A 19,770-nucleotide genomic window follows, 5' to 3' on the forward strand; every position below is an offset into this window, starting at 1 on the left:
CCCGCCCCGGCTCAGGGGAGCTGTTCCTGTTCGGTTCGTTCCGGATCCCAGTGGGCCCCGGAGCGCTGGCGCCGCTCCTCGCGCTCGCGTGCCATCTGTTCCTGGAACTGCTGCCGGCCCTTCTTCGCGACCGCGATCAGCTTGGCCCGGTCGCCCTTGTAGTGCGGGTAGGTTTCGTGCATCAGCTGGATGTTGCGAAACCGGAAGCGCATCGCGGTTTCGCGCGCCTCGTGCGCCGGCCAGCCGAGCACCTCGAGCACCGAGCGCGCACTGCGCAATGAGGACTCGAAGAGCTCCCGCTCGATGAACTCCACCTTGCGATCCAGCAACTGGTAGAGGTGCGTGATGTTGCGCGCCCGAACGACGAGCCTGGCCTGCGGGAAGTGTTCCTGCGCCAGGTCGACGATCTTCAGCGACTGCTCCATGTCGTCGACCGCCACCACCAGCACCTTGGCGGTGCCGGCGCCGGCGGTGCGCAGCAGGTCCAGCCGCGTGGCGTCGCCGTAGAAGACCCGGAAGCCGAATTCGCGCAGGCTCTCGATGGTGTCGGGGTCGTGGTCGAGCACCGTGATCTTGAGATTCTGCGCATCCAGCATGCGGCCCATGATCTGGCCGTAGCGGCCGAAGCCGCAGATGACCACCTTGGCGTCCTGCTGCTCGGAAATCTCTTCCATCGTGGTCGGCGCGTGCGCGGTGTAGCGTGGCAGCACCCACTTGTCGATCACCACCAGCAACAGCGGCGAGACCAGCATCGAGAGCGCCACCGCGGCGATCAGGAAGGAGGCCACGGCATGCGGCAGCACGTCGGGCCCGGCGGCCTGGAACACCACGAAGGCGAACTCGCCGCCCTGCGCCAGCAGCAGCGTGAACACCGGCCGCTGCTGGTAGGGCACCGCCATGGCCTTGGCCAGGGCGTAGATGACGACGAACTTGATCAGCAGGAAGCCGGTCACCACCAGCGCCATGAGGCCGGGCCGCTCGAGCAGCACGCCGAAGTCGATGCTCATGCCGACGGCGATGAAGAAGAGACCCAGCAGCAGGCCCTTGAAGGGCTCGATRTCGGTCTCCAGCTCGCGCCGGTACTCGCTTTCGGCCAGCAGCACGCCGGCGAGGAAGGCGCCGAGCGCCATCGACAGGCCGACGAACTGCATCAGCGCGGCGATCGCCACCACCAGCAGCAGCGAGGTGGCGGTGAAGATCTCGGGCGTGTTGCTGCGCGCGATCCAGCGCAGCAGCGGCCGCAAGGCGAGCCGGCCGCCGACCACGATGGCGGCGATCACGCCCACGATCTTCAGCCCCTCGAGCGTCCGGTCCCATCCGGTCATGGCCGGACCGGCGTCGGAGCCGACGGCCAGCAGCGGCAGCAGCGCCAGGATCGGGATCGCCGCCACGTCCTGGAACAGCAGGATCGAGAAGCCGGCCTGGCCGCTCGGCGTCAGCAGCAGGTTGCGCTCGCCGAACACCTGCAGCGCGATCGCGGTCGACGACAGGGCCAGCCCGAGCGCCGCCACCAGCGACACGCGCCAGCTCGCGCCCGCGGCCCAGCCGGCGAGGAACAGCACCGCGGCGCAGCCCAGCACCTGCGCCGAGCCCCAGCCGAAGATCGGCCGGCGCAGGCTCCAGAGGCGCTTGGGCTCGAGCTCGAGGCCGACCAGGAACAGCATCAGCACGACGCCGAATTCGGCGAAGTGCAGGATGTCCTCGACGTTGGTGACCAGGCCCAGGCCCCAGGGCCCGATCGCGATGCCGGCCACCAGGTAGCCGATGATCGAGCCGAGCCCGAGTGCCTTCGACAGCGGCACCACCAGCACCGCGGCGCCCAGATAGATCAGCGAATTGACGAGCCAGGCCGGTGCGTGTTCCATGCTCAGGCCTCCTCGTGGCCGACCGGCCGGTCGGTTGCGGGCACCGGGCAGCTGATGCAGGCGTCGAGCTCCTCGAGCTCCGGCCAGTCGGGATAGCTCTGGAGCCGCTCCTTGAAGACCTCGACGTGCGCCAGCAACTCGTCTTCCGGCGCACGGCGTGCGCCGTGGAACAGCAGCGGCGGCAGGAAGCGCATGCCGCACAGCGCGGCGGTCTGCTCGTAGGGCGGCAGGAAGGCGTCGAAAAAGTAGCGGTTGTAGCTCTGCGGGTGGTAGCTGCCCTCGGGCCCGCCGGTGGTGGCGACCAGCCAGCAGTCCTTGCCCTGGAGCGCCTGGCCGCCGGTGCCGTAGGCCCAGCCGTAGTCGAGCACGTCGTCGATCCAGAGCTTCTGCAGCGCCGGCATCGAGTACCACTGGATCGGATGCAGAAGCACCAGCAGGTCGGCGCTGGCCAGGCGGGCCTGCTCGGCCTTGACGTTGATCGCGTAGTCGGGATAGGTGTTGTAGAGGTCGTTCACCTCGACCCCGGGCGTGGCCTGGGCCGCCTTCAGCAACTGGCGGTTGACGCGCGACTCGCGCCAGTGCGGATGGGCGGCGATCACGTAGATACGCGCGGAGCGGTTGTTGTTCGTTGGGGTCGGCATGGCGCGAACGTTAGCGCACTCCGGTCCCTTTCGCGCGCGGCTACCATGGCGCCTTTGTTCAGCCTGTCGGAGCTTCATATGCCGGTAGTCCTGGTCGCCAATCCGAAGGGCGGGGTCGGAAAATCCACCCTCGCCACCCACATCGCGGGCTATTTCGCCAGTCGCGGACACCCGGTGATGCTGGGCGACATCGACCGCCAGCAGTCGTCGCGGCTCTGGCTCGGGCTGCGCTCCCCCCAGGCGCGCGAGATCCGCAGCTGGGAGGCGTCGGAGGACGGCAATGTGGTGCGGCCGCCGCGCGGCACCACCCATGCCGTCATCGACACCCCGGCCGGGCTGCACGGATCGCGCTTCAAGGAAGCGCTGGCGTTGGCCGACAGGGTGCTGGTGCCGCTATCGCCCAGCATCTTCGACATCTACGCGACGCGGGACTTCCTCGACAAGCTGCTCGCGAACCGCCATGCCGCCAAGGCGAAGATCGCCCTGGTGGGCATGCGGGTCGACGCCCGCACCCTGGCCGCCGATCGGTTGCGCGAGTTCGTCGCCGGCCTCGACCTGCCGGTACTCGGCGAACTGCGCGACACCCAGAACTACGTGCAGCTCGCGGCCCGGGGGCTCACGCTGTTCGACCTCGCGCCGGGTCGGGTGCAGCGCGACCTCGAGCAATGGCAGCCGATCACCCGCTGGCTGGACGCCTGAGCCCGTGTTTACCCCGAGCCTCCATGTCCCGACGTGGACAGGAGCGGCGGCGGGGCGCCGCTAAAGTGAAACGATGAAAAAGACCTTCCAGACCCTTCAGGATCTCGCCGCGTGCGTCGGCCAGGAAGTCGCCGTGAGCGACTGGATCACCATCACCCAGGCCCAGGTCAACCAGTTCGCCGAGGCGACCGGCGACCACCAGTGGATCCACGTGGATGTCGAGCGCGCCAAGGCCGGCCCCTTCGGCGGCCCGATCGCGCATGGCTTCCTGACCCTGTCGCTGCTGCCGCGCCTCTACGAGACGGCCTTCGACGTGGCCGAATCGCGCATGGGCGTGAACTACGGCCTGAATCGCGTGCGCTTCATGTCGCCGGTGCCGGTCGGCGGCCGTGTTCGTGGGCGCATGAAACTGCTGAGCTCGGAGCCGATCGCCAATGACGGGCTGCAGATGACCTGGGAAACGACCATCGAGCTGGAAGGTTCGCCGAAGCCGGCGTGCGTCGCCGAGTCGGTGGTTCGTCGGTATAAGTAGCTCGCCCCCAGGTTGGGCTCACTGCGTGTAGCCCGCCCACCCCCTGCCGGGGGCAACACCAGCGGCCCGGCGAAGCCGGTTCCGCGGTGTTTCACCAACGGGGACCGGGCTGCGCCGGTCCCGCTAGCCGAAGCTGTTCTGGCGCCAGGCCTCGAAGACGGTCACGGCGACGGCATTCGACAGGTTGAGGCTGCGCTGGCCTTCCCGCATCGGCAGGCGCAACCGCTGCGGGGGCGCGAAGCTCTCACGCAGTTCGGGCGCCAGGCCGCGGGTCTCCGAACCGAACACCAGCCAGTCGCCGGGGCGGAACGCCACGTCGTGCACCCGGCGCGTGCCGCGCGTGGTGAGCGCGAACATCCGGTCGGCCGGTGGCTGCTGGCTATCGAGCAGGGCCTGCCAATTGGCATGGCGCAACAGCGTCGCGTACTCGTGGTAGTCCAGCCCGGCGCGCCGCAGCAGGCGGTCGTCCATCGAAAAACCCAGTGGTTCGACCAGGTGCAGGGTGCAGCCGGTGTTGGCGGCCAGGCGGATCACGTTGCCGGTGTTCGGCGGGATCTCGGGCTCGACGAGGACGATATGGAACATGGCGCGATTGTCGGTCGCATGCAGTCGTCTTCTAGGCGGGCAGGTCCGTCCGTGCCAGCACGATCGCCGTGATGTGGGCGGCTCCGCCAGCGCGCAACACGCGGGCCGCCGCGAACAGCGAGGCGCCGCTGGTCATCACGTCGTCGACCAGGACCAGGCGCCGACCGTGGAGTGCCGAGGCGCGCGTCGGTTCCACGGCGAAGGCGTCGCGCAGGCTGCGCAAGCGTTGCCGGCGATCGAGGCCGCTTTGGGGCGGCGTCTCGCGCGTGCGCACCAGCAGACCGGGGTCGCATTTGGCCGCGTCCAGCCGCCGCGCCAGTTCATGGGCCTGGTTGAAACCGCGTTCGCGCAGCCGGGCCGGTGCCAGCGGCATCGGCAGCACCAGGTCGGCCTGTTCGAGCGCCGGCTCGACCCAGGGCGCGTTGCGCAGCAGGGTGGCCAGCGGCGCGGCGCGGCCCGCGTCGCCGCGGAACTTGAATTCGGCAATGCATTCCGGCCACGGCCAGGCATAGGCGCAGGCGGCCAGGCAGGCGTCGAGCGGCGGCGGGTGCAGCAGGCAGTCGCCGCACAGCGCGGATCCCGGGGCCACCGGCAGCGCGCAGGTCCGGCAGCGCGGGACCGGCGGCGCAAAACGCGCGACGCAGGCCTCGCACACCGGTTCCGCGGGCCAGGCGCGGCACACCACGCACTGGCTCGGCAGGCGGGCAAGCAGCGACGAGAAAGGCCGTCCGGCCCAGGGCTTGAACATCCCTCAATATACTGAGCGGCCCATGCCCACCGACCCCGTACAGCGCCCGCCGACCATCGATGCCACGGCGGCCGACCGCTGGAGCCGGCTCGCGCCGGCTTCGGAATCGCCCTGGCTGCACGAGGAAATCGGTCGCCGCATGGAGGACCGTCTGCAGTGGATCAAGGCGCGGCCGCGCCACTGGGCCGACTGGGCGCCCCTGCGCGGCGGCCTCGAGGCCCATGCGCTGGTGGCGCGCCGCTACCGCGACGCCGCGCCCTTCGTGATCGAGCCGCGGCCCGCGCTGGCCGCCGCGACCGCCCGGTCGCTGACCGCGCCGTGGTGGACCGCACGGCGCTGGCAAGGCGCCCAGCCCAGCTTCGAGCCGCCCCCGGAGGACGGCGTCGACCTGCTCTGGGCCAACATGGCGCTGCACATGGCGGCCGACCCGCAGGCGCTGATCGCGCGCTGGCACCGGCTGGTCGCGACCGACGGCTTCCTGATGTTCTCCTGCTTCGGGCCCGACACCCTGCGCGAACTGCGCGCCCTGCACCGGCAGCTCGGCTGGCCGCCCGCCAGCCACGAATTCACCGACATGCACGACTGGGGCGACATGCTGGTCGGCGCCGGTTTCGCGGAGCCTGTGATGGACATGGAGCGCATCGTGCTGACCTGGGCCAGCGCCGATGCCGCCCTGGCCGAGCTGCGCACGCTGGGGCGCAACCTGCATCCGGGGCGTTTCCCCGCGTTGCGCGGCAAGGCCTGGCGACGCGCCCTGGGCGCGTCCCTGCCCGAACTTGCGCCGGCCGAGGACGGCGGCGGGCGGATCGCGCTGACCTTCGAGATCATCTACGGCCATGCCTTCAAACCCGCGCCGCGGGTGGCGCTGTCCGCGGAAAGTGCAGTTTCCTTGCGCGAAATGCGTTCCATGCTCCAGCGCGGTCGTGTAAGCAACTGAGTCCGACCTGGCCGACCCGCTACAATCCGGCGCTGCGTGAACTCCCGGGTATTGTCCCGTGATCGAGGCCTGTCCGACTCAAGTTTGGCAGCGTGTCGACGCACCGATTTGCTGAACTCGCCCGTGTCGAATTCCGTGTTTCGTTTTGCCACTGTTTCTGGCCAGAGCATCCACTGGTTCCTGAAGCGCAACTGCTCGGTCACGCCGAGCCAGCTCGGCTGGCTCTACGCGTCGCTCTGTGTGGTGTCGCTCGGTATCGGGACGGTCTTCTGGCTGAACGGCGCGCGGCTCGTGCTGCCGTTCGCGTGGCTCGAACTCGCCGCGGTCGGGTTCGCGTTCGTGCTTTATGCGCGGCATGCGACCGATGGCGAAAAGATCGCCTTGCAGGGCGGCAGGCTGGTGGTCGAGCTCGAGAACGGTGGGCACTATGAGCGCACGGAATTCTTGCCGCACCAGGTGCGGGTCGAGCCGCAGGACAGCGATCGTTCGCTGATCGAGGTTTCGGGTCAGGGTCGTTCGGTCAGGGTGGGGCGCTATGTGCGCCCGGAGTTGCGTGCGGCGCTGGCGCGCGAGATTCGCATGGCATTGCGCAGCGCCTGAGAGGGCGAGCGGGGTGTCGCACCGTGGGGACCGGTGGGGTTAACAGGAAATGAAGAAGTGAACACGATGAAGAGCAATTGGCGCAACAAGATCTGGCCGGCGAATCTGCTGCTGGCGGCCGGCGCGGCTTTCAGCGGCGCGGCGCACGCAGTCAACGACCTGCCCGGCGGCCCGTCGGTGCGCCAGTTGAACCTGCCGCTGGGTGTCACCAAGATCTCGCAAGAGCAGCATTTCCTGCACAACGTGATGATGGTGCTGTGCACGGTCATCTTCGTGGCCGTGTTCGCGGTCATGTTCTATTCGATCTGGAAGCACCGCAAGTCGGTCGGCCACAAATCGGCCAACTTCCATGAATCGGTGGTGGTCGAGGTGATCTGGACCATCGTGCCCTTCCTCATCGTGATCCTGATGGCGCTGCCGGCGACCAAGGTGCTGGTGGCCCAGAAGGACACCACCAACGCCGACCTCACGATCAAGACCACCGGCTACCAGTGGAAGTGGGGCTACGACTACCTCAAGGGCGAAGGCGAGGGCCTTTCCTTCATCTCGACGCTCGACAGTTCGCAGCGCGCCATGTCCAACGCCGGCGCCCGTGGCGAGATGCCGGACGACTACCTGTTCAAGGTCGACAACCCGATGGTGGTGCCGGTCAACACCAAGGTGCGCATCATCACCACGGCCAACGACGTGATCCACGCCTTCGCGGTGCCGCAGCTCGGCGTCAAGCAGGACGCGATCCCCGGTTTCGTGCGCGACACCTGGTTCCGGGCCGAGAAGGTCGGCGACTACTACGGCCAGTGCCAGGAGCTCTGCGGCAAGGAACACGCCTACATGCCGATCCACGTGAAGGTGCTCGCGGCGGCCGACTACACCGCCTGGGTCGACGGCAAGCGCAAGGAAGCCGCGGCCAAGCAGGACGATCCGACCAAGGTCTGGACCCTGCCCGAACTGCTGGCGCGCGGCGAGAAGGTCTATGCCGCCAACTGCGCGGCCTGCCACCAGGCCAACGGCCGCGGCGCCGGCCCGATCAAGGCCCTCGACGGCTCGCCGACCGTGCTCGACGCCGATCACCAGAAGCAGGTTCATGTGGTGCTCTTCGGCCAGAACAGCGGCGCCATGCCGGCCTGGAAGCAGTTGAGCGACACCGACATCGCCGCCGTGGTGAGCTTCACCAAGAACAGCTGGTCGAACAAGACGGGTCAATTGGTGCAGCCGTCCGAAGTGTTGGCCGAGCGCGGCAAGCAATAAGCCGCCGCCCACGACGAAGAGTTTGCAAGGAATACCAAGATGAGCGCAGTCCTCGACCCCCACGGCCACGCACACGGTCACGACGACCACCATCACGACGATCACCACGGCGCGCCGACCGGCTGGCGTCGCTGGGTGCTCGCGACCAACCACAAGGACATCGGCACGCTGTACCTGCTGTTCTCGTTCACCATGCTGATGGTCGGCGGCGTGCTCGCACTGCTGATCCGCGCCGAGCTGTTCCAGCCCGGCCTGCAGCTGGTGAACCCCGAACTGTTCAACCAGTTCACCACCATGCACGGCCTGATCATGGTGTTCGGCGCCATCATGCCGGCCTTCGTGGGCTTCGCGAACTGGATGATCCCGCTGCAGATCGGCGCGTCGGACATGGCGTTCGCGCGCATGAACAACTTCAGCTTCTGGCTGCTGATCCCGGCCGCGATCATGCTCGTGGGCTCGTTCTTCATGCCCGGCGGCGCACCGGCCGCGGGCTGGACGCTCTACGCGCCGCTGACGCTGCAGATGGGCCCCTCGATGGACGCCGGCATCTTCGCGATGCACATCATGGGCGCCTCGTCGATCATGGGCTCGATCAACATCATCGTGACCATCCTCAACATGCGTGCCCCGGGCATGACGCTGATGAAGATGCCGATGTTCTGCTGGACCTGGCTCATCACCGCCTACCTGCTGATCGCCGTGATGCCCGTGCTCGCCGGCGCCATCACCATGACGCTGACCGACCGCCACTTCGGCACCAGCTTCTTCAACCCCGCCGGCGGCGGCGACCCGGTGATGTACCAGCACATCTTCTGGTTCTTCGGCCACCCCGAGGTCTACATCATGATCCTGCCGGCCTTCGGCATCATCAGCCAGATCGTCCCGGCCTTTTCGCGCAAGAAGCTCTTCGGCTATGCCTCGATGGTGTATGCCACCTCGTCGATCGCGATCCTGTCGTTCATCGTCTGGGCACACCACATGTTCACGACCGGCATGCCGCTCACCGGCCAGCTGTTCTTCATGTACGCGACCATGCTGATCGCGGTGCCCACGGCCGTGAAGATCTTCAACTGGGTCGCCACCATGTGGCAGGGCTCGATGACCTTCGAGACGCCGATGCTGTTCGCGGTCGGCTTCATCTTCGTGTTCACCATGGGCGGCTTCACCGGCCTGATCCTGGCGGTCGCGCCGATCGACACCCAGCTGCAGGACACCTACTACGTCGTCGCCCACTTCCACTACGTGCTGGTGGCCGGCTCGCTGTACGCGATGTTCGCGGGCTACTACTACTGGGCGCCCAAGTGGACCGGCGTGATGTACAACGAGACCCGCGGCAAGGTCCACTTCTGGTGGTCGCTGATCTCCTTCAACATCACCTTCTTCCCGATGCACTTCCTGGGTCTGGCCGGCATGCCGCGACGCTATGCCGACTACCCGATGCAGTTCGCCGACTTCAATGCGGTGGCCAGCGTCGGCGCCTTCGCCTTCGGCCTGGCGCAGGTGTACTTCTTCTTCTTCATCGTGCTGCCCACGATGATGGGCAAGGGCGAGAAGGCCCCGCAGAAGCCGTGGGAAGCCGCCGAAGGCCTCGAGTGGGAAGTCCCCTCGCCGGCGCCGTTCCACACCTTCGAAACCCCACCGAAGCTGGACGCGACGGCGACCCGCGTGATCGGCTGAAGCTCGAGCGCCTCATGACACCCGAACAGAAGAGGAACAACCGCCGCATGGGGCTCACGCTGGCCTCCATCGCCGTGCTGTTCTTCATCGGCTTCATCGTCCGCATGGTCTGGCTGGGCCACTGAAGGGCAGTATGGGCATCGGTCAACGCATCCGCCGCGAAAACGTCCGCATGGTCGGCAAGCTGGCCGTCGTCGCGGCCGGCATGTTCGCCTTCGGCTATGGGCTGGTGCCCATGTACCGCGCCATCTGCGAGATGACCGGCATCAACATCCTGGCCCTGTCCGAGCTGCAGGTCCCGGGCGGTGCGACCGGCGGCGACAAGGTTCGCGTGCCCGACAACACCCAGGTCGACATGAGCCGCACCATCACGGTCGAGTTCGACGCCAACGTCCGCGGCCTCTGGGATTTCAAGCCCGCGCAGCGTTCGATGGAGGTCCATCCGGGCCAGCTCAACACCGTGATGTACGAGTTCCAGAACGTGCAGAACCGCCGCATGGCCGCGCAGGCGATCCCGAGCTATGCGCCGCAGCAGGCCGCGCCCTACTTCAACAAGCTCGAGTGCTTCTGCTTCAACCAGTACACGCTCGACGCGGGCGAGAAGAAGCAGTGGCCGGTCGCGTTCGTGATCGACCCCAAGATCTCCAAGGACGTGAAGACCATCACGCTGTCCTACACCTTCTTCGAGGTCGGCGGCAAGACCCCGCCGGCACCGGTGGCGGCCAATGGCACGGCCACGGAGCCGCGCTCGTGAGCGCCTCCGACGTCGCGCACAAGGGCTCGCTGTGGCGGACGGTGAGGGCCGTCTGCTGGTCGTTCTTCGGCGTCCGCAAGAAGAGCGGCTACCAGGACGATCTCGCCAAGCTCAATCCGCTGCACATCATCGCGGTCGCCTTCGTCGCCGTCGCATTGTTCGTGACCGGGCTGATCCTGCTGGTGCGCTGGGTGGCCGCAACCTGAACACACACATCCCACAGAAGTCGAATCGAGAGAAGAAAGCCAGGATCTGATATGAGCTCAACCACCCACGGCACCACGCCTTACTACTTCGTGCCCGGGCCATCGGCCTACCCGGTCATGGCCGCGACCGGCCTGCTCTTCGTCATCCTGGGCGCAGCCCAGTGGATCAACGGCCACCAGTGGGGCATGTGGTCGCTGCTGGCCGGCATGATCGTCTGGCTCGGCACGCTCTTCGTCTGGTTCAGCGCCTCGATCCGCGAAAGCGAAGGCGGCCTGTACGGCCACAAGGTCGACCTCTCGTTCCGCTGGAGCATGAGCTGGTTCATCTTCTCGGAAGTGATGTTCTTCGGCGCCTTCTTCACCGCACTGTGGTGGGCGCGCACCCATGCGCTGCCCGCGCTGGGCAGCCTCGACAACGCCCTGCTGTGGCCCGACTTCAAGGCCGTGTGGCCCACGGCGGCGGTCGGCGCGACCGGTTCGCCGGCCGGCATCGTCGAGCCCTTCCAGACCGTCGGCCCGTTCTGGCTGCCGACCATCAACACGGCGCTGCTGCTGAGCTCCGGCGTCACGCTGACCATCGCCCACCATGCCCTGCGTGCCGGCCATCGCGCGCAGACCATCCGCTTCATGTGGCTGACCGTGCTGCTGGGCTTCACCTTCCTGAGCGTCCAGGGCTACGAGTACTACCACCTGTACACCGAACTGAACCTCAAGCTCAGCTCCGGCGCCTACGGCTCGACCTTCTTCATGCTCACGGGCTTCCACGGTCTGCACGTGTTCATCGGCATGCTGATGCTGTTCTTCATCACGCTGCGCCTGCGCAGCGGCCACTTCACGCCCGAGCGGCACTTCGGGTTCGAGGGCGCCGCCTGGTACTGGCACTTCGTCGACGTCGTGTGGCTCGGTCTGTACTTCCTGGTCTACTGGCTTTGAGCTTCAGCGACGGCAAAAAAAGAAAGCGCCGCAAGGCGCTTTTTTCATGGTTTTCCTGGAACGAGCATCACCTACTTGCCGACCGGGAGGCCCCCCGGCTGGATGTAGCCGAATTTCCACGCCAGCAGGACGCAGAGGAACAAAACGACCGAAAGTCCGATCCGAACCGTGAGAGCGCGCGCCATGCCGCCGCCCTTGGCGCGGCCGTCGCGCCCGTCCCTCAACATGAAGAACAGCGCCACCGCGAGACTGCCCAGGATGCCCAGGAAGGCGAGGGCGACAAGGTATTTCATGACCCACATTATCGGCCGTCGGCGCCGCCTGCGGCCTTGAACGCGGGCGCCCCGGACCCGGTTCGCGGCCCGCGCACCGGCCGCTTCTGGCTCGTCACGGCCGTCGCCTTGCTGACCCTCGCGGCCACGGTCTCGCTGGGCCGCTGGCAGCTGTCGCGGGCGGCGCAGAAAGAAGCGCTGCAGGCCGAGATCGACGCCCAGAAGAACCTGCCGCCGCTCGACCAGCAGGCCTTCCTGGCGCTCGGCGACGCGAGCGCCGAAATGCATCGGCCGGTCCGGCTGCACGGACTCTGGCTGGCGCCGCACACGGTCTACCTCGACAACCGCCAGATGCATGGCGTGCCGGGCTTCTACGTGCTGACGCCCTTCGCGCTCGAAGGCAGCGACCAGACCCTGCTGATCCAGCGCGGCTGGATCCAGCGCAACTTCACCGACCGGACCCAGCTCGAGGCGATCGAGACGCCGGCCGGCCTGGTCGAGGTGACCGCCAGGATCGCGCCGCCACCGGCTCATCTGCTGGAGCTGGGCAAGGCCGATTCCGCCGCGACGACGCCAGCGCCCGCGGGGTCTTCGCTCATCCGGCAGAATCTCGGTCTTGAAGCGTTCCGCGCCGAAACCGGTCTGCCCCTGCGGACCGACGTCTCCCTGCAGCAGACCGGCCCGGCATCCGAGGGCCTGCAGCGCGACTGGCCGGCCCCTGCGCTGGGTGTCGAAAAGCACTACGGTTATGCATTCCAGTGGTTCGGCCTCTCGGCCCTCGTGGTATTCCTCTATGTCTGGTTCCAATTCATCGCCCCCTTCCGCCGCGCACGCCTTGCCCGCCGTGGCTGACGAGCCGCTCGGCCTGACCGTGCACTCGATGCCGTCGCCGCGCCAGGCGCTCGCGGGCGCCGAGGGCCGGCGCACGGTCCAGGGCCGCTGGAAGATGATCTTCGTGCTGCTGTGCTGCGCGGCACCGGTGATCGCCTCCTACTTCACCTACTACGTCGTGCGTCCCGAGGGCCGCAGCGTCTACGGCGAGCTGATCGATCCGCAGCGGCCGCTGCCGAACATCGAGGGCACGCAGCCGGACGGCAAGACGGTCCGGCTGCCGTCGCTCAAGGGCCAGTGGCTGCTGCTGTCCGTGGCCGATGCGGCCTGCGACGCCTTGTGCGAACAGCAGCTCTACCTGCAGCGCCAGCTGCGCGAGAGCCTGGGGCGCGAAAAAGACCGGCTCGACCGCGTCTGGCTGGTCAGCGATGCGCAACCGCTGCCCGAGCGCCTGGCCAACGGCCTGCGCGGCGCGACCGTGCTGCGCCTGCCGGCCGCCGAGATCGCGAAGTGGCTGCCCGCGAGCGCGGGCCACGTGCCGGCCGAGCACCTCTTCGTGGTCGACCCGATGGGCAACCTCATGATGCGCTTCCCGGCCCGCATGGACGCCGGTGGCGCCAGCCGCGGCAAGCGCGATCTCGACCGGCTGTTGCGCGCCTCCTCGTCCTGGGACGACGCCGGCCGCTGATCCCGCCATGGACACGACCTCGCTCTACGACCTCAAGCCGATCGCCTGGCTGCTGGCGGTCGGCGTGCTGCTGGCCCTGGGGCCCTTGATCTGGGTCTGGCGGCGCAACGCCGGCGCCGGTGCCGCGCGCCGGCTGCATGCCTTGACCGTGCTCGCCTTGTTCCTGACCTTCGATCTGACGCTGTTCGGCGCCTTCACCCGGCTGAGCGACTCGGGCCTGGGCTGCCCCGACTGGCCCGGCTGCTACGGCAATGCCAGCCCGCTCGGCGCGCGCCACGACATCGCGATGGCGCAGGCCGCGCAGCCGACCGGGCCGGTGACGCACAGCAAGGCCTGGGTCGAGATGGTCCATCGCTACCTGGCCACCGGTGTGGGCTTCCTGATCCTGGTGCTGGCGATCGCGACCTGGGTCGCACGCCGGCGTCAGCGCCTGCCCGACCATCGCGGCGAGCGGGCTTTGAGCGCCTGGTGGCCCGCCGCCACGCTGGCCTGGGTCTGCCTGCAGGGCGCCTTCGGTGCGATGACCGTGACCTGGAAGCTCTTCCCCGCGATCGTCACGCTGCACCTGCTGGGCGCCGTGGTGCTGCTGGCGCTGCTCTGCATCCAGGCCGTGCGCTACCAGCAGGCGGCGCTGCAGCGCCTGCCCACGGCCCTGCGGTCGGGCCTGCGCACGCTGCTGGTCGCCACCACCGCGCTGCTGGGCCTGCAGATCGCCCTGGGCGGCTGGGTCAGCACCAACTATGCGGTGCTGGCCTGCACCGAGTTCCCGACCTGCCAGGACAGCTGGTGGCCGCCCATGGACTTCGCCCAGGGCTTCGAGATCTGGCGCCATCTCGGCGAGACCGCCGCCGGCGCCCCGATCGACTTTGCCGCGCTCACCGCCATTCACTACGTGCACCGCCTGATGGCCTACGTCGTGTTCGCCGCCATCGGCCTGCTGGCCTGGCGCCTGTATCGCATCGAGCCGCTGCGCGCCCAGGCGCGCTGGCTCGCCGTGCTGGCGCTGCTGCAGCTCGCCAGCGGCCTCGGCAACGTACTGCTCGGCTGGCCGCTCGCGGCGGCGCTGCTGCACACCGGCGGCGCCGCGGCGCTTGCGGTGGTGCTGACCTGGACCTTGTGCGAAAGCCGTCGCGAGGGCGCCCGCAGTGCGGCCGGCGCCGGCGCCCGTGTTCCCAAAATGGAGGTGGCCCGATGAGCGCCCCCGTGTCTGTTCCCGCCCCGACCACCGCCAGCGTGCTGCGCCAGTTCTATGCGCTCACCAAGCCGCGCGTGGTTCAACTGATCGTCTTCTGCGCCCTGATCGGCATGGTGCTCGCGGTGCCCGGCGTGCCGACCTGGGCCGACCTGCAGCAGGGCGCGCTGGCCTGCCTCGGCATCTGGCTGGTCGCCGGTGCGGCGGCGGCCTTCAATTGCCTGGTCGAGAAGGGCATCGACGCCAAGATGAAGCGCACCGCCTGGCGGCCGACGGCGCGCGGCCAGCTGAGCGACCGGCAGGCGCTGATCTTCTCGGCGGCACTGTGTGCGGCGGGCTCGGCGCTGCTGTGGTTCACGGTCAACCCGCTGACCATGTGGCTGACCTTCGCCACCTTCGTCGGCTACGCGGTGATCTACACCGTGATCCTGAAGCCGCTGACGCCGCAGAACATCGTGATCGGCGGCGCGTCGGGCGCGATGCCGCCGGTGCTGGGCTGGGCCGCGATGACCGGCGACGTCGGGCCCGAGGCGCTGATCCTGTTCCTGATCATCTTCCTGTGGACGCCGCCGCACTTCTGGGCCCTGGCCCTCTACCGGGTCGAGGACTACCGCAAGGCGGGGCTGCCGATGCTGCCCGTGACCCACGGCAACGAGTTCACGCGGCTGCAGGTGCTGCTCTACACCTTCATCCTCTTCGCCGCCTGCCTGATGCCCTTCATCTACGGGATGAGCGGCTGGCTCTACCTGGTGGTCGCGATCGGCGTCAGCATCGGCTTCACCGGCTATGCCTTCGCGCTGTGGCGCAACTACTCCGACGCGCTCGCGCGCAAGACCTTCCGCTTTTCACTGATCCACCTGAGCGTGCTGTTCGCGGCACTGCTGGTCGACCACTACCTCCGATGATCGAACCCATGAACAAGCGGCAATTGCTCAAAACCCTGGCCTGGACCGGCGTCGCCGCGGTCGCGGGCGTCCAGCTCGCGGCTTGCACCGAAGCCAAGCCCAGCTTCCATGCGGTCGACATCACGGGTGCCGACTACGCCAGGGATTTCTCTCTGACCGATGCCGACGGCAAGACTCGCACGCTGGCCGATTTCAAGGGCAAGGCGGTGGTGCTCTTCTTCGGCTATGCCCAGTGCCCCGATGTCTGCCCGACCACGATGAGCGAGATGGCGCAGGTCAAGCAGCAGTTGGGCGCCAATGGCGACAAGCTGCAGGTGCTGTTCGTCACCGTCGACCCGGCACGCGACACGCCGGAAGTGATGAAGGCCTACATGGGCGCCTTCGACCCTTCCTTCGTCGCCCTGATTCCAACGCCCGACCAGCTCACGGCGCTTGCGAAGGACTTCAAGGTCTACTTCAAGAAGGTCGACGGCAAGACGCCGACCAGCTATTCGATGGACCACTCGGCCGCCAGCTTCGTCTACGACCCGCAGGGCCGCCTGCGGCTCTACGCGCGCTACGGCGCCGGCGTGGCGCCGATGGTGGCGGACCTCCAGGCCCTGCTCAAGTCCTGAGCGCCGTGGCCTCGGTCGATCACCTGCTGCAGCGCAAGGGCGCCTTCCGCATGGCGCTGATCCCGCCCGAGGTGCTGGAGGCACTCAACGAAGGCCTGCTCGAGACCGTCAATCTCAACGAATTCATGGCACTGGAACTGCCGCGGCTGGCACGCAGCGTGGCCGCCCAGATCGGGCTCGACGCGGCCAGCGAACGCCTGGGCGACACCTTCGCGATGCTGGCCGCCTTCAAGCCGATGCAGCGCCACGGCCACATCGCGCGGGCGCTCTACGACCTCACGGCCGCGCACCCCGAGCGCGACGCGGTGGCCCATCGGCTGGCCACCCATCCGAGCGACGTGGCGCGCTGCTGGGCGACGCAGTGGATCCCGATGTCGGGCCTGTCGCTGGCCGGGCAGCTGAAGGCCACCCGACGCTTTGCGGCGGATCCGCATTTCGGCGTGCGCGAGATGGCATGGATGGCGGTGCGCGACGCCACCATCAGCTCGCTCGCCGAGGCCCTGGAGCGGCTGCAGCCCTGGACGGCGGACCCGGACCCGAACATCCGCCGCTTCGCCAGCGAACTGACTCGGCCTCGCGGCGTCTGGTGCGCCCAGATCGAGCGCCTCAAGGCCGAGCCCTGGCTGGCCCTGCCGCTGCTGGAGCCGCTCAGGTCGGACCCGAGCCGCTATGTGCAGAACTCGGTTGCCAACTGGCTCAACGACGCCAGCCGGACGCAGCCGGATTGGGTCGAGGCCACCTGCACGCGCTGGCTGGCCGAAAGCGATTCGGCCGAAACCCGCTACATCGCCCGCCGGGCGTCGAGGACGCTCCTGAAGCGCGCACCCGAAGCCCAATGAAAAAGCCCCGCAAGCGGGGTTTTTTTGCTTTTTGTTCAACGGCCGGCGCAGCCAGGCCCCTTCGTGAAACGCCGCGGAACCGGCTCCGCCGGGCCGCTGGCGTTGCCCCCGGCAGGGGGTGGGCGCCCGACACGAAGTGCGGGCAACCTGGGGGTGAGCTCAAAACTCCGCGAGGGCCTTCTTCATCTTCTTCATCGCCGCCACCTCGATCTGGCGAATGCGCTCGGCGCTCACGCCGTAGACCGCAGCCAGGTCGTGCAGCGTCATTCCGCCCGAGCCGTCGTCGTTGACCTTGAGCCAGCGCTCCTCGACGATACGGCGGCTGCGCTCGTCCAGGGCTTCCAGCGCGGTCGAGATGCCGTCGGTCGACAGCCGGTCGCGCTGCCGCGATTCGAGCTGCGCGGTCGGCTCCTGCGTGGCGTCGGCCAGATAGGCGATCGGGCCGAAACCGTCGTCGCCGTCATCCGACGGGCTCGGATCGAGCAGCACGTCGCCACCCGAGAGCCGGGTTTCCATCTCGATCACTTCCTCGGGCTTCACGTTGAGCCGGGTGGCCATCTGCGAAACCTCGTCCGGGCTCAGCGTCTCGCGGTGGGTGCCACCATCGACGGCGGCCGAATCGGCCTTGAAACCCTGCTTCATCGAGCGCAGATTGAAGAACAGCTTGCGCTGGGCCTTGGTCGTCGCGACCTTGACCATGCGCCAGTTCTTCAGGATGTACTCGTGGATCTCGGCCTTGATCCAGTGCATGGCGTAGCTCACCAGCCGGACGCCCTGGTCGGGATCGAAGCGCTTGACGGCCTTCATGAGGCCGACATTGCCTTCCTGGATCAGGTCGCCGTGCGGCAGGCCGTAGCCCAGATATTGGCGGGAGATAGAGACGACAAGGCGAAGATGCGACAAGATGAGCGCACCGGCGGCTTCGAGGTCGTTGTTGTCGCGCAGCTTGCGCGCGAAGCCCTGCTCCTCTTCGAGCGTCAGCAAAGGCAGGCGGTTGGCTGCCGAGATGTAGGCGTCCAAGTTACCCAGCGGCGGCACCATCGACCAGGGGTTGGCGACGGCGAGCTGGTTGGCAGAGGCTCCAGACAGTGTTGTCATTCGGGAAACTCCTTCTTTCATGGCCATATTAGCACTCGGTTAGAGGGAGTGCTAAGGCAAGGGTTCCCCCTTATTTTCTATGGGGTCGATAGCCTGGGTTGCAGGCTTCCGGGCCTACCAGCGGAGGCCGAGACGCTCGAAAAGCCTGGACAGCACGAACAGCGGGCCGACCCAGAGGTATTGGATGTCCTCGAAGAAAGAAGGTTTCCGGCCTTCGATCTTGTGGCCGATGAACTGGAAGATCCAGGCCACCACGAAGATGACGGCGGACACCGGCAAAACAAGATCGCCCATCGCATGCACCAGCGCCAGCAGGGCGACTGTGCCGACCAGCATGGTTGCGAGGAAGGCCGGGGAGCGCAGCGTCGCGTAGTAGACCAGGCTGGCCGCCACGAAGACGTAGGCCGCCCAGGGATGCAGCGCGAACAGCAGCCCCACGATGCTCAGCATGATCGCCGGGATGGCGACCATGTGGATCGCCTCGTTGGTCGGGTGGCGGTGGCTCTCGCCGTAGTGGGCGAGCAGGCGGTCGACCTTGCGGTCGGCGCCTGCGAGGGGGGCGGCAGCGGTGTTCATGCGGGTCTCCTGGCGGCCTCTTGGCGGGCTCCGACCATGATGCCAGAGCACCCTCCGGCGCACAAACGGCCGCCGGAGCGCTATCCGAGCAATGCCTGGGCGAATTCGCGGGCGTCGAAGGTTTCCAGGTCTTCGAGCTTCTCGCCGACGCCGACGAAATAGACCGGGATCGGCCGTTCGCGCGCGATCGCGCACAGCACGCCGCCCTTGGCGGTGCCGTCGAGCTTGGTCACGACCAGCCCGGTCAGGCCCAGCGCCTCGTCGAAGGACTTGACCTGCGCCAGCGCGTTCTGGCCGGTGTTGCCGTCGATCACCAGCAGCACCTCGTGCGGCGCCGTCGGGTCGGCCCGGTTGACGACCCGCTTGATCTTCTTGAGCTCGTCCATCAGGTGGATCTGGGTCGGCAGCCGGCCGGCGGTGTCGACCAGCACCACGTCCTTGCCGCGCGCCTTGCCGGCGTTGACCGCATCGAAGCTCACGGCGGCCGGGTCGCCGCCTTCCTGGCTCACGATCTCGACCGTGTTGCGGTCGGCCCAGACCAGCAGCTGCTCGCGCGCCGCGGCCCGGAAGGTGTCGGCCGCGGCCAGCAGCACCGAGGCGCCTTCGTTGGCCAGGTGCTTGGTCAGCTTGCCGATCGAGGTGGTCTTGCCGGCGCCGTTGACGCCGGCGACCATGATCACGGTCGGCGTGTGCTCGCCGATCACCAGCGATTTCTCGAGCGGCCGCAGCAGGTCGGTGATCGCGTCGGCCAGCAGCAGCTTGACCTGCGCGGCGTCGGTCGCCATCTGGCTCTTGACGCGGCGGCGCAGGTCCTCGAGCAGGTGTTCGGTGGCCTTGACGCCGGTATCGGCCATCAGCAGCGCTTCCTCCAGTTCCTCGTAGAGCGCATCGTCGATCTGCGCGTTGACGAAGGCGGCGGTGATGCTGTTGCCGGTCTTGCGCAGGCCGTTGCGCAGCTTGCCGAGCCAGCCGCTGCGTTCGGGAGGGGGCCCAGGTGCCGGGGCCGGCGCCGGAAGCGGCGCCGCCACGGGAGGAGGGGGCGCCACCGGCACAGGCACAGCCACCGGTGCGGGGGCGGGGGCCATCGGCGCCGGCGCGGCCACGGGTGCGGGTGCAGGTGCCACCACGGGGGCCGGCGCAGCCGCCGGCGGCTCGGCCGGCGCGGGCTTTCCGCCGAACCAGCTGGAGGGCGAAAAGACCGATTTCGGGGCTGCCGCTGGCATTTCGGCCGGCGGGGCCGCAGGCTCGGGAACCGGCGCCGGGCTCTCGACCGCAGGTTTTTTCTTGAAGAAACTGAACATTGGGCGCTTTTTACAATCCGAGCCATTCT

At 68.0% G+C, this 19,770-nt stretch carries 24 protein-coding genes; 16 read left to right on the forward strand and 8 right to left on the reverse strand.

Translation table 11 applies throughout. The features are described 5' to 3' along the window. Window positions 1–11 precede the first annotated feature (11 nt). Both kefC and kefF read right to left on the reverse strand, forming a co-directional pair. Window positions 12–1,865, reverse strand: a complete 1,854-nt coding sequence (gene kefC / locus AB4Z46_RS12045) for a glutathione-regulated potassium-efflux system protein KefC (RefSeq protein WP_442283724.1) — start codon at window positions 1,863–1,865, stop codon at window positions 12–14. Between the two features lie 2 nt (window positions 1,866–1,867). Continuing rightward, a complete protein-coding gene (gene kefF, locus AB4Z46_RS12050) occupies window positions 1,868–2,506 on the reverse strand; it encodes a glutathione-regulated potassium-efflux system oxidoreductase KefF (protein WP_442283725.1) in 639 nt (212 codons plus the stop codon). Window positions 2,507–2,584: 78 nt separating this feature from the next. Between kefF and AB4Z46_RS12055 the strand changes: the two genes are divergently transcribed. Together AB4Z46_RS12055 and AB4Z46_RS12060 are read left to right on the forward strand one after the other, a co-directional pair. After that, window positions 2,585–3,205 (forward strand): ParA family protein, encoded by a 621-nt coding sequence (locus AB4Z46_RS12055; protein ID WP_442283726.1) that lies wholly within the window; start codon window positions 2,585–2,587, stop codon window positions 3,203–3,205. Between the two features lie 73 nt (window positions 3,206–3,278). Next, window positions 3,279–3,737, forward strand: coding sequence for a MaoC family dehydratase (locus AB4Z46_RS12060; RefSeq protein ID WP_442283727.1), 459 nt, complete (start codon window positions 3,279–3,281; stop codon window positions 3,735–3,737). Between the two features lie 123 nt (window positions 3,738–3,860). Here AB4Z46_RS12060 and AB4Z46_RS12065 read toward each other — a convergent pair whose 3' ends face one another. Beyond that, a complete protein-coding gene (locus AB4Z46_RS12065) occupies window positions 3,861–4,322 on the reverse strand; it encodes a tRNA (cytidine(34)-2'-O)-methyltransferase (RefSeq protein ID WP_442283728.1) in 462 nt (153 codons plus the stop codon). A gap of 31 nt (window positions 4,323–4,353) precedes the next feature. Then, window positions 4,354–5,070, reverse strand: coding sequence for a phosphoribosyltransferase family protein (locus AB4Z46_RS12070; RefSeq protein WP_442283729.1), 717 nt, complete (start codon window positions 5,068–5,070; stop codon window positions 4,354–4,356). Window positions 5,071–5,092: 22 nt separating this feature from the next. Here AB4Z46_RS12070 and AB4Z46_RS12075 point away from each other — a divergent pair, with 22 nt between their 5' ends. The 8 genes from AB4Z46_RS12075 (at window position 5,093) to AB4Z46_RS12110 (ending at window position 11,425) form a co-directional block, all read left to right on the forward strand. Next, window positions 5,093–6,007 (forward strand): biotin synthase, encoded by a 915-nt coding sequence (locus tag AB4Z46_RS12075; RefSeq protein WP_442283730.1) that lies wholly within the window; start codon window positions 5,093–5,095, stop codon window positions 6,005–6,007. 123 nt (window positions 6,008–6,130) lie between these two features. Next, window positions 6,131–6,607, forward strand: a complete 477-nt coding sequence (locus AB4Z46_RS12080) for a DUF2244 domain-containing protein (RefSeq protein WP_286567805.1) — start codon at window positions 6,131–6,133, stop codon at window positions 6,605–6,607. Window positions 6,608–6,673: 66 nt separating this feature from the next. Then, the gene (gene coxB, locus AB4Z46_RS12085) at window positions 6,674–7,855 is read left to right on the forward strand and encodes a cytochrome c oxidase subunit II (protein WP_442283731.1); all 1,182 of its coding nucleotides are present in this window, start codon (window positions 6,674–6,676) and stop codon (window positions 7,853–7,855) included. Between the two features lie 39 nt (window positions 7,856–7,894). Next, complete coding sequence (gene ctaD, locus AB4Z46_RS12090; RefSeq protein ID WP_442283732.1) at window positions 7,895–9,532, forward strand: cytochrome c oxidase subunit I; 1,638 nt, start codon at window positions 7,895–7,897, stop codon at window positions 9,530–9,532. A 14-nt stretch (window positions 9,533–9,546) separates the two neighbouring features. Then, window positions 9,547–9,657: a cytochrome oxidase small assembly protein gene (locus AB4Z46_RS12095; protein ID WP_262077797.1), complete on the forward strand. Its 111-nt coding sequence runs from the start codon at window positions 9,547–9,549 to the stop codon at window positions 9,655–9,657. An 8-nt stretch (window positions 9,658–9,665) separates the two neighbouring features. Further along, window positions 9,666–10,286, forward strand: a complete 621-nt coding sequence (locus tag AB4Z46_RS12100) for a cytochrome c oxidase assembly protein (protein ID WP_442283733.1) — start codon at window positions 9,666–9,668, stop codon at window positions 10,284–10,286. Then, window positions 10,283–10,492: a DUF2970 domain-containing protein gene (locus tag AB4Z46_RS12105; protein WP_442283734.1), complete on the forward strand. Its 210-nt coding sequence runs from the start codon at window positions 10,283–10,285 to the stop codon at window positions 10,490–10,492. Before AB4Z46_RS12100 ends, AB4Z46_RS12105 begins: the two co-directional genes overlap by 4 nt. A gap of 51 nt (window positions 10,493–10,543) precedes the next feature. Next, window positions 10,544–11,425 carry a cytochrome c oxidase subunit 3 gene (locus AB4Z46_RS12110; protein ID WP_442283735.1) on the forward strand — a complete coding sequence of 294 codons (882 nt, stop codon included), beginning with the start codon at window positions 10,544–10,546 and terminating at the stop codon, window positions 11,423–11,425. Between the two features lie 71 nt (window positions 11,426–11,496). Here AB4Z46_RS12110 and AB4Z46_RS12115 read toward each other — a convergent pair whose 3' ends face one another. Continuing rightward, complete coding sequence (locus tag AB4Z46_RS12115) at window positions 11,497–11,718, reverse strand: twin transmembrane helix small protein (RefSeq protein ID WP_442283736.1); 222 nt, start codon at window positions 11,716–11,718, stop codon at window positions 11,497–11,499. A gap of 36 nt (window positions 11,719–11,754) precedes the next feature. Here AB4Z46_RS12115 and AB4Z46_RS12120 point away from each other — a divergent pair, with 36 nt between their 5' ends. The 6 genes from AB4Z46_RS12120 to AB4Z46_RS12145 are packed head-to-tail and all read left to right on the forward strand — an operon-like array spanning window position 11,755 to window position 16,766. Beyond that, the gene (locus tag AB4Z46_RS12120) at window positions 11,755–12,549 is read left to right on the forward strand and encodes an SURF1 family protein (protein WP_442283737.1); all 795 of its coding nucleotides are present in this window, start codon (window positions 11,755–11,757) and stop codon (window positions 12,547–12,549) included. Beyond that, window positions 12,491–13,216 carry an SCO family protein gene (locus tag AB4Z46_RS12125; protein ID WP_442283738.1) on the forward strand — a complete coding sequence of 242 codons (726 nt, stop codon included), beginning with the start codon at window positions 12,491–12,493 and terminating at the stop codon, window positions 13,214–13,216. Before AB4Z46_RS12120 ends, AB4Z46_RS12125 begins: the two co-directional genes overlap by 59 nt. 7 nt (window positions 13,217–13,223) lie before the next feature. After that, window positions 13,224–14,411, forward strand: coding sequence for a COX15/CtaA family protein (locus AB4Z46_RS12130; protein WP_442283739.1), 1,188 nt, complete (start codon window positions 13,224–13,226; stop codon window positions 14,409–14,411). Further along, window positions 14,408–15,313 carry a heme o synthase gene (gene cyoE / locus AB4Z46_RS12135; protein ID WP_442283740.1) on the forward strand — a complete coding sequence of 302 codons (906 nt, stop codon included), beginning with the start codon at window positions 14,408–14,410 and terminating at the stop codon, window positions 15,311–15,313. The genes AB4Z46_RS12130 and cyoE overlap by 4 nt, the downstream gene beginning before the upstream one ends. An 8-nt stretch (window positions 15,314–15,321) precedes the next feature. After that, complete coding sequence (locus tag AB4Z46_RS12140; protein ID WP_442283741.1) at window positions 15,322–15,927, forward strand: SCO family protein; 606 nt, start codon at window positions 15,322–15,324, stop codon at window positions 15,925–15,927. 5 nt (window positions 15,928–15,932) lie between these two features. Beyond that, the gene (locus AB4Z46_RS12145) at window positions 15,933–16,766 is read left to right on the forward strand and encodes a DNA alkylation repair protein (RefSeq protein ID WP_442283742.1); all 834 of its coding nucleotides are present in this window, start codon (window positions 15,933–15,935) and stop codon (window positions 16,764–16,766) included. A gap of 159 nt (window positions 16,767–16,925) precedes the next feature. Here AB4Z46_RS12145 and rpoH read toward each other — a convergent pair whose 3' ends face one another. The 3 genes from rpoH to ftsY form a co-directional block, all read right to left on the reverse strand. Next, window positions 16,926–17,864 carry an RNA polymerase sigma factor RpoH gene (gene rpoH / locus AB4Z46_RS12150; RefSeq protein ID WP_442283743.1) on the reverse strand — a complete coding sequence of 313 codons (939 nt, stop codon included), beginning with the start codon at window positions 17,862–17,864 and terminating at the stop codon, window positions 16,926–16,928. 114 nt (window positions 17,865–17,978) lie between these two features. Then, window positions 17,979–18,440, reverse strand: a complete 462-nt coding sequence (locus AB4Z46_RS12155) for an Mpo1 family 2-hydroxy fatty acid dioxygenase (protein WP_442283744.1) — start codon at window positions 18,438–18,440, stop codon at window positions 17,979–17,981. An 80-nt stretch (window positions 18,441–18,520) separates the two neighbouring features. Further along, complete coding sequence (gene ftsY, locus AB4Z46_RS12160) at window positions 18,521–19,741, reverse strand: signal recognition particle-docking protein FtsY (RefSeq protein ID WP_442283745.1); 1,221 nt, start codon at window positions 19,739–19,741, stop codon at window positions 18,521–18,523. Window positions 19,742–19,770: the final 29 nt, after the last annotated feature.

The organism is Variovorax sp. M-6 (assembly GCF_052114385.1).
Lineage (GTDB): Bacteria > Pseudomonadota > Gammaproteobacteria > Burkholderiales > Burkholderiaceae_C > Variovorax.